This is a genomic window from Microbulbifer variabilis (assembly GCF_056232115.1).
On sequence record NZ_CP174325.1, the window covers coordinates 4,709,138 to 4,725,076 of the forward strand.

The window sequence follows — 15,939 nt, forward strand, 5'->3', positions numbered from 1 at the left end:
CCATCAGTATCTTATTCAGATAACGAAAATGGATTTTTTTTGCATCGGTGCCAGTTACGCATTTACTGAGCGTTAACTACTTCCCGACCAATTAACAGACAGATTTCTATGCAACCTCCCATTAAAAGCCTTCTTTGTCATCACCTCTCCCAATTACTTTTAATTACTAATAAAATTCCACAATCATTGTTCGGCAAGCAGCTTTCCCCGGATATGTTTTCCATGGGAGACAATGCAAAAATTGCAGCCAATTTTGCTTTGCGCGGATACTGCCCATTGGTTGGCCGGAAAGTTGTTTCATTCGATAAGAAAGGGGTTATAAAAGAGGATATTCAAGATACTATCCAGAGAACACTGGAGTACCTGGATACCTTACCCAAAGTAACGCAACTTGATACCAGCAGGATAATCACTGACAAAGCCGGTTTTATTGAGGTGCAGCTGCCCCAAATTGAGTTTATCTACCAATACATACTGCCAAACCTCCTATTCCATATCAGCCTGGTCTATGGGACCGCACGCGCCCATGGTGTTGCACTCAGTAAAGGGGACTTTGATGGTTACCATAGCTATCCAGCTGGCTTCAGCTTTGTCTGAACTGAGGACACGCCTCCCGGCCTAGCACAACACCCCACCACTGAATCCACCCTCTATGCATAAATACCGGTATTGACATGATCCGACCGACCCTTCTGAGCCAGACTCATTTCCTTGAAGTTGTGGCCGCTATCTCCCGCCCAGCCTCCAACATCCCTCGGATACCGGGCTTATAGAAGGTAAGGCAATGATTTATAACGACTTTTCTGTAAAAAAGTAGTTGACTTCGGCGAACACCCTCTATACTATCCGCACCCGTAACGCGCTCGTAGCTCAGCTGGATAGAGTACCTGGCTACGAACCAGGCGGTCGGAGGTTCGAATCCTCCCGAGCGCGCCATACACGAAAGCCCGCACCGAAAGGTTCGGGCTTTTTTGTTATCTGCCCTTAAGAGCCCTCGCCGACGCCCTCTCCCAAGCTGCATATAACGTAAACTTTTGTCCTAGTGATTTGGCACTTACCTCCCATGGCAACCTTGCCCCATATCAACAACACTTTCCCTGCACCGATTGACCTCATCAGGAAGTTGCGATAAGGATGGCTGCAACGGGGTTACCCATGGGTTTCCCGTGAGATAATTGACAGAGTGAAAACCTGGCCCGGCGATATTTGCAGTCCATCAGTAGTGCCGACTCCCTGCCTGTTTGGAGGTCTCCTCCGTAGTATTCAGCCATAACTCTTTTAGCTGTACTCACGTCTAACCCTTTACTTCCCCCAAAACTCCCACCCGAAGTGTATACGTCTCTCTGGTATCAATCACACGTTGCATAATCCACTGTAAGTAAGGGAGTACCCAATGAGACCGCAGCTTTTAGCCACTGCTATCGTATTCGCCATCGCCAGTACATCAATACTGGCAAACAACAACACCCGGGTAGTGAACCAGAACGGCACAGGAAATACTGCCTTAGGGGATCAATCCGACCCTACCAGTGAAGGCAATACAATGGTGCAAACGCAAAACGGGGACAACAACTTCTCCGATGCTGCACAATTTAACACTACCCTCAACAGTACTATTGTTCATACCCAGATTGGCGACAATAACTTCTCTAGCTTCCTGGAGCAGGAAGGGGCAAGTAATTCATCAATACAGCTGTTACAGAACGGGGATACTAACGAAGTATTTGCTGTTCAATTTCAAAGCCAAGACTCAAATATGAGTCTGATTCAGCAGGGCTCTGGCAATAGATCAAGTCAGGTTCAACAGTGGTCTGACCAATCCAACTCAACTGTTTTCCAGCTGGGAGACCTGAATATCTCTACGACTATTCAGGTGCTGAGCACGTCGAATATTGGCAATTATGTTCAGATTGGATCATCCAATATTGCACTTTTAAATACTGTCGAGGCTTCATTTAGCCAGTTCAATGTGCAGCAGGTTGGTATGCAAAATACTGCCACCACCGGAGGAGGCCCAATCAATTTTAACTCTATCAGTGTGTCTCAGTTCGGTGATGACAATGAGGGTAGCGGCGTACAAGGCTTTATCGACAATAGCACCATTGATGTCGTACAAATCGGTTCACAAAATGAAGCTTCAACCGGCCAGTCTTTTGGTGAATTCGCCAATACTGAGGTTCTCCAAAATGGTACGCTGAATATCGCATTCTCCAATGGTGCAGGATCCTTTATTCAGTCACTGACAACACAGTTCGGTCAACAAAACGATTCATTCCATCAACCTTTTGGAGATGGGCATATCGCAACCACGTTTCAAAGTGGCACGCTTAATACAGCAACCACCTTCCAAAACGGAGCCTCCCAGACTGCCAACATTACACAGCTTGGCAGTAGTAACACCGGCACTGTAAACCAGTAGCAGTATCAATACTTGCTAGTTACTTCTTGTCTCTAAGAGCGGGGGTGCTCTTGCAAAGAACGCCCCCGCCAAGTTAACTGTCTGTTATTCCTATGATATACGTGATAAAAAACCCTACACTTTATTCCTACTATTTTCCTACTTAACTCCCATAGTAAACCGGCTCAAAATCTACAACACTTTCAATGCACCGATTGACCTCATCAGGAAGTTGCGATAAGGATGGCTGCGCCGGGATAAGCATAGGCCTCCCGTGAGATAATTGTCAGAGTAATCGTGGATTACGGCTATTTGCAGTCTATTCGTGCCGGCGCCCAACCTGCTTGGTGAGAAGTCCCGAAACACCCAGCCTCAGTTCTGGAATTATCACTCACGCAGAGTCCTTCCCTGCCCCAGTTAACCGGCCATACATATGCAGCCTGTTGATTTCAGCCAAATTACTGTTGCCACCTACATCCAAGGGATCGCCTTATGAGACCAAAGCTTTTAGTCACGGCAGTTACGCTTATCACCGCCAGTATCCACGTGCTAGCAGGAAACAATACCTCTATTATTGAACAGATCGGTACAGGCAACATGGCCATGGCTGATCAAGCTGACCTCAGTACTCACAGCAGCACCATTTCACAAATACAAAATGGTAGTAATAATTTCTCAGACGCAACTCAATTTGGAACCACTTTAAATAGCACTATCAGTCACACACAAATAGGCAGCGGAAATAGCTCTCTCAATTTGGAACAGGAGAATGCCGTATCCTCCAATATGACTATTTTGCAGAGTGGCGATGGAAACATACTGTCAAATTTTCAGATTAATACCATCGGAACTACGGTGTCACAAACACTCTTCGGGGCCAATAATGGCACAAGCGCCACCCAAATTAATTCATCTAATGATACAGCCATTTCTTTGCAGCAGGGTGACTCCAACAATACAGCGCTCACCCAAATAGACAGTACTAATAACTTTATGAGTATGACCCAGGACGGCAGCAACAATAACGGGGTATCGATACAGATTCAAAGCTCCTTTGGTACCGTACTGATTTTACAAATCGGGGATCAAAATGAGAGTGGAATATCTCACAGTCTAAGCACTTCTGACTTTGCCAGCTCCACGCAATTTGGCACAGGGAATATGATAAGCCTTGGCCAAGGTGGAGGCAGCAACAATTTTGCTACTGTTGACCAGATTGGCGAGCAGAATTCAGTACAGGCTAATCAATTCGGTAGCTCCTTTAGTCAATTAAATATTAACCAGCAAGGTATGCTAAATACGCAAAATATTTTTCAGGCAGGTTCGCTAATTCGCTCATGGACCACCCAGAGTGGTATGGAAAATTCTGTTGTATCTAATCAGGGTGGTATGAGCCATACTTTAACCTCCCTGCAAAGCGGGAGCCTGAACAGCCTTACAGCCAATCAAAATGGTGTCTCACAACTTGCTAACGTGACCCAGCTGGGAGCAAACAATAGCGGTACGATCAATCAATAATCACCAAACAACCTGGCAAGTCTCGCATGAGCTTCAGGAAGCCCTACAGGGGGCTTCCTGCCTACCCTTCTTAGATAAGCTCCTTACAGTTTCCAAAGAAGACCGCATAAACAGGCCTCCAGGTCACTAAATGTCAAAATATGCATCTAGAATGAAGAAAATGCTTGACTCTATCTTTGCCTATCTATATTGTGCGCCTCCTCGACGCGCTCGTAGCTCAGCTGGATAGAGTACCTGGCTACGAACCAGGCGGTCGGAGGTTCGAATCCTCCCGAGCGCGCCATATTGAAAAGGCTTACGCTACTTGCGTAGGCCTTTTTTATTTCTTGCTTGTTAAATGTCCAGCGCTTCCGCTCCCGAGCGACGAAGTAATGTCCACCATTAATATTCTTGGCTTAACACCAATCTAAACTACTGCTTTTAAAAGCCCCATCTACATTTCTGATATAACCTCACCATTAACTCTTCCAAAAAAGTCTAACCTACCAAAGCACGTATCAGGCGATCCTCTTTTATAGTGACATCCGGAAAATCATAACCATCTGAAAGGGAAATCAACATGAAGATCAACATACTTAACCTGCCGAGAGAAATTCTAACTTTTTCATTAATTCTCTTAGCATCATTTGGCTCATCACAAGTATTTGCAGTAGAGTGCGGCGCCACCATTATAAAACCAAGAGTTCTCACACAGGACCTCAACTGCGAGCTAACTGCAGAGAACCCTGTAGCCTTAACTGTAATTGGGCCCTTCGGCAGCCTTATATTAGAAGATGCTGAAATTTCCTGTTCGATTCAGATTCCATTTGAGATGCAGTCTTTTGGCATAGTTCTGAAGGGGGCGAGTGCTAGTGTATCAGGAGGAAAGATCTCCGGCTGCGAGAATGGGATTTCTGCTGAAGACCACGGAACTCACTCTATTTCCAACATTGAAATTATTGATTTTGACCGGGATGGTATTCGCTTAGCCAGCGGAACCAATACTGTGACAAATGTAATGCTTACAGGGCTTGCAGGCTCCACCAATGCAGATGGCATTATGATAGCGGGAAGTAACAATAATATTAATAACTGCATGATTAGCGGTATTGGAGATGAGGGTATAGAAGTAGGTGGAAACTACAATAGTGTTACCTTCTGCCATATCTCTGGATTTAATGAAGAGGGTATTGAAATAATTGGGGACTATTCCAATATCGCCCAAAATGTTATCGAACACAACCTTGAAAATGGCATCAGGGTAAATGGCGATTTCGCCACAGTCGGGCAAAATGTTGTTAGGTCTAATGCCGAAATCGGAATTGAGATTGATAACACTGTGGGTAGCAGGATTACCCAGAATACCGTAATCGAAAATGGCTCTAATCTCTCAGAGGGGTTTGGTGGAATTGTGGTTACTGATGAGGCAGCAGCCGGAAATCAAATCATTGGGAATATTGTTTTTGACAATGAGCCATATGACTTGTCTGACCTCTTTGATCCAGACTGCACCGGAACCAACATTTGGGAAGGAAATCGGTTTGGAAGCGCCAATCCAGGCTGCTTGAATTAACGGCGTCACCGCTTGATTCTTACCGGGAAAAAGGATTCAATTCCTATTTCCCGGTACAACCCTCACATTAAGTTAACGATTCATACTTCTGGGTATAAGAATTTGCCTGTTCCTGCAGAATATCAGCGCTCCCGAGATAAATTTTATGAATATCTTATCGATGCACGAAATCAAGCCAACTTATGGAGCACTCATGTTACTTTCACAATGACCCAGGGTGTCTTTCAGGTGTTCCGTCGCCGCCTTTCCCTGGAGGATGCCATCAGGTTCTCCCAAGCACTCCCCCCATGCCTGCGATCCCTCTTTGTGGAACAATGGGATGTCACAGAAAAGCAAAAGCCATTTGAAGATTTACAAACTATGACACAGGAAGTCAGGAACCTTCGCCCGGATCATAACTTTTCTACCGACAACGCAATCAAGGACGTTGCCTGGGCATTGAGAAAACATGTTGATGAAACAGTCTTCGATCGAGTACTGGATACTTTGCCCCCAGAGGCAAAAGCATTTTGGTCGATCGACAATAGATAAAATACCTTCCGCTAATATAACTATTCCAAATAACCCAAACTTCATACACCTTACCAAAGGTCAATATACGGTTACTCACGCAAATAGATCACTAATGGCTATGCTTTAAATATTTAAATCACTTGCCCTTTTGGAAAGGAGTTCCAGATGAAAGGTTATGGCTTCAACTTAGGAAACGCCATAAAAAGTGTCGCGGTACTCATTGCTGGATCGCTATTTTCCCTCCACGTATTCGCGGTTAGCTGTGGCGACACTATAACTTCGCCAACTACATTAACAGGTAATCTAAATTGCGAGCTCAGCCAGGCAACTCCAGTTGCACTTACCGTGCAGGGCCCTGCCGGCATTCTTAATATGAATGGGTTCGCAATTAACTGCTCCACACTAGATCCCGTCGCCACAGAGTTTACAGCTGTCGAATTACAAGGTACCGCTGCAAGAGTCAGCAATGGCACACTTAATAATTGCCTCAATGGCGTCGTAGCCATGGGCGATGGCTTCCATCAGATCAGCAATATGACGATGACAGATGTTATTAGGAATGGAGTCCTATTATTTAGCGACGGTAATATTTTGCTTGACACTTCCATCACCGGAGTCGCCGGTTCCACTGTTTCAGATGGTGTAGAGGTGTTGGGAAATGACAATATAGTCTCCGGGTGCACCATCTTAGGCGATGGTGACGAAGGCGTTGAAATACTTGGCCTGCGCAATACGCTGACATTTAGTTATGTGGCGGGGTTTAGTGAAGACGGTTTAGAGCTGGACGGAGATCATATCATTGTTGCGCAAAATACCTTTGAAAATAATGGTCAAACCGGAGTAATCATCAATGGTAACTTTGCCACAGTTACCCAAAATACTGTGACCGGTAATGGCCAGATTGGTATTAATATCAGCGGCGGGAATGGTGGTAAAATTAGCACGAACTTCGTAACAAACAACGGCTCTAATGCCTCCCCCAACTATGGTGGTATCGTCCTGACTGACCCAAATAGCTCCAACTACCAGATTCTTGGCAACATTTTATCTGGCAATCAGCAATTTGACCTGATTGATCTGTTTGATCCAAACTGCACCGGAAGTAATCGTTGGCTGGGAAATCAGTTTGAATCCGCCAACCCCATGTGTCTACGCTAAAGACTGAATCCTCTTCGTTTGTTATAGTGGGGAAAGTCCGCTTTCCCCTTTTCTTTGCTCTCTCTAACCTCTTACAAACTACCGCTCCCTGGCTATTTAGCGCCATTCTTACCAATACCCACATTATCACTATCCACTTTTTTAGCGTAAAGAATAACCTCCGCACTCCACATAAAATACTTAACTGCTACCGCACAGCTGGCTTATATTTATCATCTATCATTGTTTAGCGTCACTACTCGAGAATACTATTTAAGCACTGGCAGGAACCCGATGAAATGACCCTGAATTGCAACCTCCACGGCTGGAGCTTTTATCCTTAGCTGCAATGAAAAAATCATGGCCAAAAAAGTACTCATCAGTCTATTAATTTTAGTCGCCCTCTATATCACGATTGCATATATCTACAATACCCGATTCACTCAGACGGCTATATTTGAAAGAACCTCCGTGACTGAAGAGTTCATAAAAAGCACGGCAGATATCGAAAAAAAAGACACTATCAATATTCTCATTATTGAAGGTGGCGGAGTTCGCGGCCTCATTCCACTTTATATAATCCAGTACTTGGAGTCCCGCCTTGGTAAACCTGTTAGTGAGCTATTCGATGTTTTTAGCGGGGTTTCTACCGGAGCGGCAATTGCCACCGGGGTTAATGTTCCATTTAAATCTCTCCTTGAATACCGTGGCGGAGACCTGTCAGCCACTGAATACATGATAAAGGTCTATCGGGAGGATACCGATTATGTATTTTCCTCTCCGTGGTATCATAAGATACTCACTGCAGGAGGACTTTTTTCCCCTTCTTTTCTCGGGGACCGTTTACACGAGACCTTGGCGAAGCACTACTCAAAACACCTTCCATTTACTGATTTAAAAAACTACGTCATTATTCCCGCCCTGGATGTACACAGTGGAAAAATCCACCTTTTTAAAAACCGAGGAACTTCTGTCACCGACCTACCAACCAATACCACTTACCAATTGGTTACAGCTTCTGTCAGTGCAGAGACGGCCTTCCCACCAGTAATTTTCAGGGCTCCGGATGGGGAGACAAGACACCGATTTTTCGCCGATGCGGGTATGGCTATCAACAACCCAACCAGCCTGATTTTGTTGGATATCATTAACGAATTCCCCGGGAAAAATTACTATTTACTGATCCTGGGTGCTGGCAATCCACCTCTTGCGGGGGCGAAAATCAGTTATGACCAAATAAAAAACTGGGGGCGTTTACGCTGGCTGAGAGATGCCTTCTCTAATATTCAATTGTCCATGGATCACCAGCAGGTTTTTACACTGGAAATTGCCAAGTCTCTCTCATCCAAGGGGCGCATCGAATATGATTTTCTGGATATAGATATTGCAGAACCTTTTGTAGGCATCTTTGACGCCGGCTCCAAAGGGCACCTGAGAGCCTATGCTGACCAGCTAATTGAAGAAAATCGCCCGGCTTTAGAGAGAATTATTAAGCATTTGGAACAGCAAAATTAGTGCACCGGTCTCGTAATACCTTTCTGCTATCGTTCTTCCAGACGCTAAAGGCAGGGTTAAACTAAAGATTGAAATAGCGGCACGAGCTTAGCGTTAATTCTACCTGCTGCTGTCTTCTACTCGCTGTCAACCTTAATCATGAAGGCGTTAATATTTTGTACTATTGGAATTGGAAGCTTTCCCTCGGGCCTTTTCCAACAACAGGGTTAGTGCAAACTTTATCACCGCATTAACTTGCCCAGCATGATTTCTGCCAAACAATTGGCAAACCATTAGGTCCTCAGACCCGCCTTCTGTTTTCACTGTAACGCCCCACTAAATACCACCCCCACAGCAATCAAGAACTGCAATATGAATGGAACACCCGATATACATACCGCAAATACAGACCTTAATGCTGCTGCCTGCCCTTTAAATATTAACTACCGGCAGAGCTTCGAAACGCGTTGTGTAGGCCGGTGAGCGATAGGCCTGCCGCATCTTCCACTGCTTTTGCACACCCTCAGCACCTAAAAACAAAGTGCCACTGCCAAAGCGCTGATTAACCCGGTCCAGTGTCTGCATCATCATACCAGCACGGGCCGGCTGCCCGATGGCGAATAGATCACCCTGCCCCAAAGTCTTGGGTACCAACTCAACCAGCCCCACCCCAGCTTTCATAAAACGGTGTCCCGGACGATAGAGTTCCCTTATGGCCCCCTTCGCCAAACTGGCAATCAAGCGGGTGTCATCCGTAGGGTAAGGACATCGCACCACGGTGCTGCGGCTGTAATAGTTGGGCTCATGCGGGGATGTATGCAGAAACAGGTGAATCGCTGTTACCAGGTATTCCTGCGCACGCAATTTCTCTGCCGCCCGACTCGCATAGAGTGTAATAGCCTGTAACAGGGGCGGCAGCTCGGTGAGCTTTTCCCCAAATGAGCGGGTGCAATAAATCTGCTTCTTGGGCGCGGGCTGCTCTTCCAGGCTGAAACAGGGAGAGCCATTCAACTCCTCGATAGTTCGCTCAATATTAATATTGGTACGCCTGCGTAAAATTTTGGGGTTGGCCTGCCCCAGGTCATAGGCAGTTACAATGCCAAATTCCCCTAACCGTTGGGCCAAGCGCCGACCAACTCCCCACACCTTGTCAACTGGTATGCGTCTCTGCAGCCATTGCCAACGTTGCGGGCCATCCAAGACACAGACCCCATCGCATTTGGGAATCTTCTTCGCCGCTCTGTTCGCCAACTTGGCCAGGGTTTTACTGGGGGCAATTCCAACTCCCACCGGCATGCGTACATCCCGCCACAGGGTTCGACGTATTCCCTGCCCGTACTCGACCCAGTCCTCCCGCAGGCCTTGCAGATTGAGGAACATCTCATCAATACTGTACACCTCCACCTCTGGGCTAAAGTCCCGCAAGGTTGTCATGACTCTGTGAGAGATATCACCATAGAGAGGGTAGTTACTGGAAAAAATGGCAACATCATGATGCCGCAGCAAATGTTCAATCTTGAAGAAAGGTTCCAAATCACCGATACCCAGCAATTTGGCCTCTTTGGAACGCGCTACCACAAAGCCATCGTTATTTGATAACACCACCACTGGCCTACCCCGCAGGTCCGGCCGAAAAATCTGTTCACAGCTGGCGTAGCAACTGTTGCAATCCACCAATGCCAGCATTCAGCAAGATCGATGGTAGCGAATAGATGCCTTTACCACCCCTTCCACAACGAGTTCCTGCCCCTCCCTGATAGATATCGGAGGGTAGCGATCATTGGCGGAGAGCAGGCGCCCCCGGTAGCGGTCCAGGACCTTGCAGGCGAGCTGTCCATCCAGGGCAACTACCACAACATCCCCCTGAGCCGGCTCCAGTGAGCGGTCTACTATCAGGAGATCCCGGTCAAAGATTCCCAGGCCCTGCATGGAGTCCCCATTGGCACGCGCCATAAAAGTGGCAGCGGGCCGGGTAATAAGGTGTTGGTCGAGGCTTAGTGAATCCTCCCTGTGGTCATCCGCGGGAGAGGGGAAGCCTGCTGCAACACCATGGCTGTATAAAGGGGTCAGTTTCATTAGGGAACACCAATACTGTATATAAATACAGTTTAGAGGCTGAAAAGTGACACCGGCAAGAGAATTAAGTGACCACAGGGCCGGGAAGTGCTCACTAACATCCAATGGTGGTCAAGGAGAGGTAGAGTCTGACACCAAAGGCCAGCCCACCAGTTACCCTCAAGCCGCTTGGCAGCGTGACACTCTGGCACTATGATCCGGCCCCATAGGCAAAACCCAGATACTAGGGCCTCTTATTACTCGATCAATTGCCCACTGGAACCCCTCGATAAGCCTGCCCCAGCACAAAGAGAGAGACACAAATATGAATTTATTGGTCGCTGCACTGATTGTGGCTTCTTATTTTATCTGCATGAGATTGAGCTCTTCCGCCATCAAAAAGTTAGGCGGCGCCAAAGCAGTGAAACCCTACCGCCTGAAATACATCTCCAAAACTGTGGGCATTGCGCTACTGGGATTTCACTTGGCACTGCTGATCAGTGCTTTGGGATTTGAATATACCCAGGTTTCCATCTTCCTCTCTTCGGTATTTGCTGTAATTGGCGTGGCGCTCTTTGCCCAGTGGTCAATTCTGAGCAATATCACCGCCAGCCTGATTATTTTCTTCGGTTTTCCTTATCGTGTGGGTGACAAAATCCAGGTAATGGATAAGGACGACGACATTTCCGGGATTATTGAGGAAATCACGCTCTTCCATGTATTAATCAGGAGAGGGGAAGAATTGATCACCTATCCGAACACATTAATGCTCCAGAAAGGCGTAATAAAAAATCCCGAAAAGAGTAAGGCTGAGGATAACAAAGAGCCAGCGGAGTCACGCTCGGCAGAAGTACAGTAATACCCAGGTCCCCGCTTTTTACCATACCCAGCTCATTAACAGAGGGCCGAGACGTAGCTCCCCCGGCTCTCCCATATCCTAGTAATTTGCACACGAGTCCCCATTATCGGCAACAGGGGTTCGTATCAAGTTGATTCAATAGTCTCAATAGTTAAAAATGCGCATGAATCTGTAAAATTGGCTTTAAGGGACTACATGACCGATACCCTCAAAGATATACTCCACTTTATCCAAGAAATGGGCCTGAAAAATGGTCTGTTTGTCGTATTTTTCATCTTTGCACATTATTTACTTTTCTGGATGTACAGCGGGCGACTGAAAGATCGTCAAGTTGAAATTGATCGACTAGCGGCAGATAATAGGGAGTATCGAGACAGGTTCCTGAAGCTGATGGATAATGCCTTCTCCTATTCCCCGCCCACCAGAAAAGTGGCACCGAGAAAGCCAATTAATGAAAAGGAGTTTGAGTAGTGCTCTACATATTGTTAGCCCTTGCTCTTTTCTTCATTTCAATCCAGATATATCGGCTTTGGGAAATGAGAAAACACGACCAGCACTTGTTCGAGTTTTGTCAGTTGCGGAGAGATACCATTACGTATCTCTCTAACTCCTATGAGAGTCTCTCCAGAACAGATTATATCGCCCTCAGAAAAATCAACGATGCCCTGAGTACTATCATTGCGGAGTACAAGGAGCATAGAACCGTTGTATTCAATTTCCGTTTATTTGTGGAGTACCTGGATGAGCTGAAGGCTTTCGAAAAAAAGGCTGAAAAGATCTCTACCAGCAACAAAGAAATACAGAACCTGCTAAACAGAATACATTGTTCTATCTTCAAGGCATTCCTGGCATTCACGCCCTATCTCAAATCAGAGCTCGCCCTCTCACTGGTTATGAAGTTGAGCTCACTCGGGGTTAAAGCCGGAGTAAATTCCCTCAAGGGTTATCTCAGTAGCCTCAAAGAGGCAAAAATGATGGTCAACACCTTTAAGCGATCATCCACCCCCTGCTAACTGGCATCCGCTAGTACTCAAATGGGGGCTAAGCCCCCACCACTTTCCCATTTACCCCCATTCAAGTTAGACAAACCAACCCTCAACTCTACTCAGCAAGATTGATCAAGCCTTAGTAACCCTGTCGTTATAGTATTCCATTACCAAAGGGGAGGAAGGCAAGTATGTCCAGTTATCGGGAACAATTTCTGCAAGTACTAGCTTATATCGAAGCCAACCTTGATACCGAGCTGGATATCGACCAGCTATGCGGGCTCACCCAGTTATCCAGGTATCACTTTCATCGCCAATGCTCAGCATATTTTGGCATGCCCTTAATGGCCGTTGTCAGGCTGTTAAGGCTTAAGCGTAGCGCTTACCAGCTGGCTTATCGCACAGACAGAAGGATCCTGGATATAGCTTTGGAAAATGGCTATGACAGCCATGAAGCTTTCTCTCGGGCATTCAAAAAGCACTTTGGTCAGAGCCCATCAAAGTTCCGGCTGTCGCCAAACTGGGACCACTGGCTTTCCCACTACCAGCCTATTCTGACATTGAGAACACAGATAATGAGAAGCCAGGACAAAATCCAAGTGACCATCATAGACTTTCCCGAAACTTTGGTAGCGGCCTTGGAGCACAAGGGGCCACCAAATCTACTTAGCACAACCATTAGAAAATTTATTGAGTGGAGGAAATCACAGGGGCTAACACCGGCTACAAGCAGGACATTCAATCTTCTCTATAATGATCCGGCAACAACCGAACCGGGTGAGTACCAGTATGATGTCTGTTGTTCAGTACCATATTCAGTGAAGAATGATAACCATGGCATCAAGAGCAAGACTATTCCCGCTGGTAAGTGTGCGGTTATCAGGCATACCGGCAGTGATGACACAATAGGTATCACCGTAAGCTATCTATATTCAGACTGGCTGGAAGTGTCTGGTTTCACACTGCGAAACTTCCCGATTTTTCTGGAGAGGGTGAAATTCTTTCCAGAGGTGAAAGAGAGTGAAATGATTACGGATATCTTCTTGCCAATAGAATAAGCGCACTCTCAATCACTAGGCGCAAACTGACTTCAGCCTACACCTTTTTCCCATAGTAAGGGAAACTCAGCCAGCGAAATGCAAAACTCTTTGAGGCTCGCTCACCCCAGAGAGTGACCAAGGTAAAATTACCAATCTTTCCTCAAACAGCCTCTATCAACTGGCAACAGCTGCAGCTAGTGCTGAAACTGTATTTCCTTCAATAGTGTTTTAAACAGCAGGCAGGGATACTCTTCAACGATACTAAGCCGACATAGGGATAAGTGAATAGCCAGTCTCCTAACAGAACAATCACGTTATGTAATATGTTTACCAGGATACTCATAGAAACAGGCATACAAAATACGTGCTAATCACAAAATAATCTTAGAGTTTTTTGTCCCCTGGTCAGATAAACATTATCTTTAGCGTGTTAGTCCACCCAGAGTGGACATAGCAGGGGCTAACACAGTTATGAAGAGAGTGCTTCCGATTCTACTTACAGGGTTCGCTATTACACTGGCACCTCAAGTCACCCGGGGCGAAACTCTTTACGAACGTGAGATCGTCAGTCGCTGTCAGCATACCTGTAGAGATATCTACCGCAAGTGCATTCGTGATAATGAAAGACCACAAAATATCTGTGTTGAAAATCAAAGCCACTGCGATGTTATCTGCCGTGAAGGCAACAGGGTAGATTTCTATTATGATAAGTTTGATTCAAAATATCGATCTGGATACGACAATTACGATTACTAACCTCCACAAGGTAAAATTCCCCCTAGATAGTTAGCACTCAATTATCGTTTTACAAACCTCTATTTATTAAACCTCAATAAAACCCTGCGCAAACAACAGACTTCTAAGTTCGCGCTGATTCATCCTGCAATATCAGATTACATAAAACAAGATAGGCTCGATGTAATAAGACGTATTAGAAACGACTTGCAAGCATGATACCCTAAGTGAGTTGTTACTAGGAAATTTTTCCAGGAACCCTATTAAATATGCGCCGTACCAATTAGAAACAAACAAATGGATAAAATTCTATGAATAAAAATGCTTCCTCAGCATCAATATCAAATAGTGATACTCTTGATGGTACTAAAACCAACAAGGCCGGGGCTACTCTAGTTCTATTTCTATTACTTTCTATAGCACTCGCCTTTACCGCAGCCTTTCTCGGCCAATTCTTGCGCACAGGAAACATTGCCGCTGGCATAGGGGGAGGCTTAGCGCCAATTATCATGGGGCTTATAGTTGTTGTTTTTTTTCAAATTGGGAAGCCCTTCAGAAACTCACGATCTCGCTGCAAGATACTCCTGTGGAGCCAGATTGTGCTTATATTAGGCAGTATTTCAAACTTGCTATCCTATTTTTCCCGTGGGTATTGATCACTCAATGACTAAACTTAAAACTGTCAAAAATAGATAATTAAGTATTTAGTGTCAGGGTGCTCATATAGGCCCACCTTAAGTAGGCACTTCAGTTCACCGGCGCTAACTGCAGTAAAATCACATTTTTTATGTAACAATATTTTATACAACCTTACAATCAAAGGCTGCTAAAGAATAGCATAATCCGGTGTGTGCCCTCTTCTGTAAACCAGCACAGTTCTTAAGAACGTCATAAATATATCACCATTCTGCTTGATACCTCTAGTCTCAACGGTAACTATACCTTGAGCGGGCCGCGACTTCGATTCACGCTTAGAGATAATTTCACTTTCAGCATAAATAGTATCCCCTTCAAAGACTGGTTTTAACAACTTTACTTTATCCCATTCCAAATTGGCCACAACCTTTTTACTAATCGTATTAACAGTCATGCCAGTTATGATTGCCAAGGTTAAAGTACTATCTACCAGTGGCAATTTCCACTCTGTACGCTCAGCATAGTGCGCATCAAAGTGCAACTGAGCAGTATTCATAGTAAGTAGTGTCATCCAGACATTGTCAGTTCGTGTCAAGGTTCTACCAGGACGATGCTCTATCACCAGTCCAACTTCGAAGTCTTCAAAATAGAAACCAAAATCCTCTCGAAATCGGTTTTCTTCAATTTCTTTATATGGTTTAAAATTCACGATATTCTCCTGTAATTCTTCCCCTTAAAAAATCTCCAAGGTTCCTACTTCACGCACACCTCATAAAAAATGGCGTAAAATCACACACACCAAAAATAATCTAACAACTTAGATTAATCATCTGGCACACAACCAATCTATTCACACACCACGCACTGCACGATTTCACCCTAAACAGATACTTTAATCCCGCTCAGGAGAATAGCTAAGGCTATAAACTCTTGTTGCTTTAAATTAATCAAGGAAAGCACCTTTTCAATCTATTGGCAGAAAAATCATTACAAAGTGCCCCCGGCTATTTCTTGAA

General features: G+C 45.4%; 16 protein-coding genes and 2 tRNA genes. 15 read left to right on the forward strand and 3 right to left on the reverse strand.

The features are described from left to right. Positions 1-108: 108 nt before the first annotated feature. The 9 genes from ACJJI7_RS21120 (at position 109) to ACJJI7_RS21160 (ending at position 8,633) form a co-directional block, all read left to right on the forward strand. Positions 109-597, forward strand: a complete 489-nt coding sequence (locus ACJJI7_RS21120) for a DUF1993 family protein (protein ID WP_282953060.1) — start codon at positions 109-111, stop codon at positions 595-597. A 262-nt stretch (positions 598-859) separates the two neighbouring features. Further along, positions 860-936 (forward strand) — tRNA-Arg (locus tag ACJJI7_RS21125). A 457-nt stretch (positions 937-1,393) separates the two neighbouring features. Beyond that, entirely contained in the window at positions 1,394-2,419 is a 1,026-nt protein-coding gene (locus tag ACJJI7_RS21130) for a hypothetical protein (RefSeq protein WP_282953059.1), read from the forward strand. A gap of 576 nt (positions 2,420-2,995) precedes the next feature. Further along, the gene (locus ACJJI7_RS21135; protein ID WP_444901274.1) at positions 2,996-3,916 is read left to right on the forward strand and encodes a serine-rich family protein; all 921 of its coding nucleotides are present in this window, start codon (positions 2,996-2,998) and stop codon (positions 3,914-3,916) included. Between the two features lie 206 nt (positions 3,917-4,122). Then, positions 4,123-4,199 (forward strand) — tRNA-Arg (locus ACJJI7_RS21140). Between the two features lie 276 nt (positions 4,200-4,475). After that, a complete protein-coding gene (locus ACJJI7_RS21145; RefSeq protein WP_282953057.1) occupies positions 4,476-5,468 on the forward strand; it encodes a right-handed parallel beta-helix repeat-containing protein in 993 nt (330 codons plus the stop codon). Positions 5,469-5,570: 102 nt separating this feature from the next. Then, on the forward strand, positions 5,571-5,999 hold the full coding sequence (locus tag ACJJI7_RS21150; RefSeq protein ID WP_282953056.1) for a DUF2267 domain-containing protein: 429 nt from the start codon (positions 5,571-5,573) through the stop codon (positions 5,997-5,999). A 147-nt stretch (positions 6,000-6,146) separates the two neighbouring features. After that, a complete protein-coding gene (locus ACJJI7_RS21155) occupies positions 6,147-7,139 on the forward strand; it encodes a right-handed parallel beta-helix repeat-containing protein (RefSeq protein ID WP_282953055.1) in 993 nt (330 codons plus the stop codon). 339 nt (positions 7,140-7,478) lie between these two features. Further along, positions 7,479-8,633 carry a patatin-like phospholipase family protein gene (locus ACJJI7_RS21160; protein WP_444901273.1) on the forward strand — a complete coding sequence of 385 codons (1,155 nt, stop codon included), beginning with the start codon at positions 7,479-7,481 and terminating at the stop codon, positions 8,631-8,633. Between the two features lie 411 nt (positions 8,634-9,044). On the opposite strand, the gene ACJJI7_RS21165 is transcribed toward ACJJI7_RS21160, so the two are convergent. Together ACJJI7_RS21165 and ACJJI7_RS21170 are read right to left on the reverse strand one after the other, a co-directional pair. Beyond that, complete coding sequence (locus ACJJI7_RS21165; protein WP_020413272.1) at positions 9,045-10,298, reverse strand: Y-family DNA polymerase; 1,254 nt, start codon at positions 10,296-10,298, stop codon at positions 9,045-9,047. After that, positions 10,299-10,688: a LexA family protein gene (locus ACJJI7_RS21170; RefSeq protein ID WP_282953052.1), complete on the reverse strand. Its 390-nt coding sequence runs from the start codon at positions 10,686-10,688 to the stop codon at positions 10,299-10,301. A 304-nt stretch (positions 10,689-10,992) separates the two neighbouring features. On the opposite strand from ACJJI7_RS21170, the gene ACJJI7_RS21175 reads away from it, so the two are divergent. From ACJJI7_RS21175 to ACJJI7_RS21200, 6 genes are all read left to right on the forward strand, one after another. After that, a complete protein-coding gene (locus ACJJI7_RS21175) occupies positions 10,993-11,526 on the forward strand; it encodes a mechanosensitive ion channel domain-containing protein (protein WP_282953051.1) in 534 nt (177 codons plus the stop codon). A gap of 195 nt (positions 11,527-11,721) precedes the next feature. Next, on the forward strand, positions 11,722-11,997 hold the full coding sequence (locus tag ACJJI7_RS21180; RefSeq protein ID WP_020413275.1) for a hypothetical protein: 276 nt from the start codon (positions 11,722-11,724) through the stop codon (positions 11,995-11,997). Further along, complete coding sequence (locus tag ACJJI7_RS21185; RefSeq protein ID WP_020413276.1) at positions 11,997-12,539, forward strand: hypothetical protein; 543 nt, start codon at positions 11,997-11,999, stop codon at positions 12,537-12,539. Before ACJJI7_RS21180 ends, ACJJI7_RS21185 begins: the two co-directional genes overlap by 1 nt. 164 nt (positions 12,540-12,703) lie before the next feature. Then, positions 12,704-13,570, forward strand: coding sequence for an AraC family transcriptional regulator (locus tag ACJJI7_RS21190; RefSeq protein ID WP_282953050.1), 867 nt, complete (start codon positions 12,704-12,706; stop codon positions 13,568-13,570). Positions 13,571-14,023: 453 nt separating this feature from the next. After that, entirely contained in the window at positions 14,024-14,308 is a 285-nt protein-coding gene (locus ACJJI7_RS21195; RefSeq protein ID WP_157533484.1) for a hypothetical protein, read from the forward strand. A gap of 290 nt (positions 14,309-14,598) precedes the next feature. Further along, positions 14,599-14,943 carry a hypothetical protein gene (locus tag ACJJI7_RS21200; RefSeq protein ID WP_020413278.1) on the forward strand — a complete coding sequence of 115 codons (345 nt, stop codon included), beginning with the start codon at positions 14,599-14,601 and terminating at the stop codon, positions 14,941-14,943. A 170-nt stretch (positions 14,944-15,113) separates the two neighbouring features. On the opposite strand, the gene ACJJI7_RS21205 is transcribed toward ACJJI7_RS21200, so the two are convergent. Further along, entirely contained in the window at positions 15,114-15,632 is a 519-nt protein-coding gene (locus ACJJI7_RS21205) for a MaoC/PaaZ C-terminal domain-containing protein (protein ID WP_020413279.1), read from the reverse strand. Positions 15,633-15,939 lie beyond the last annotated feature (307 nt).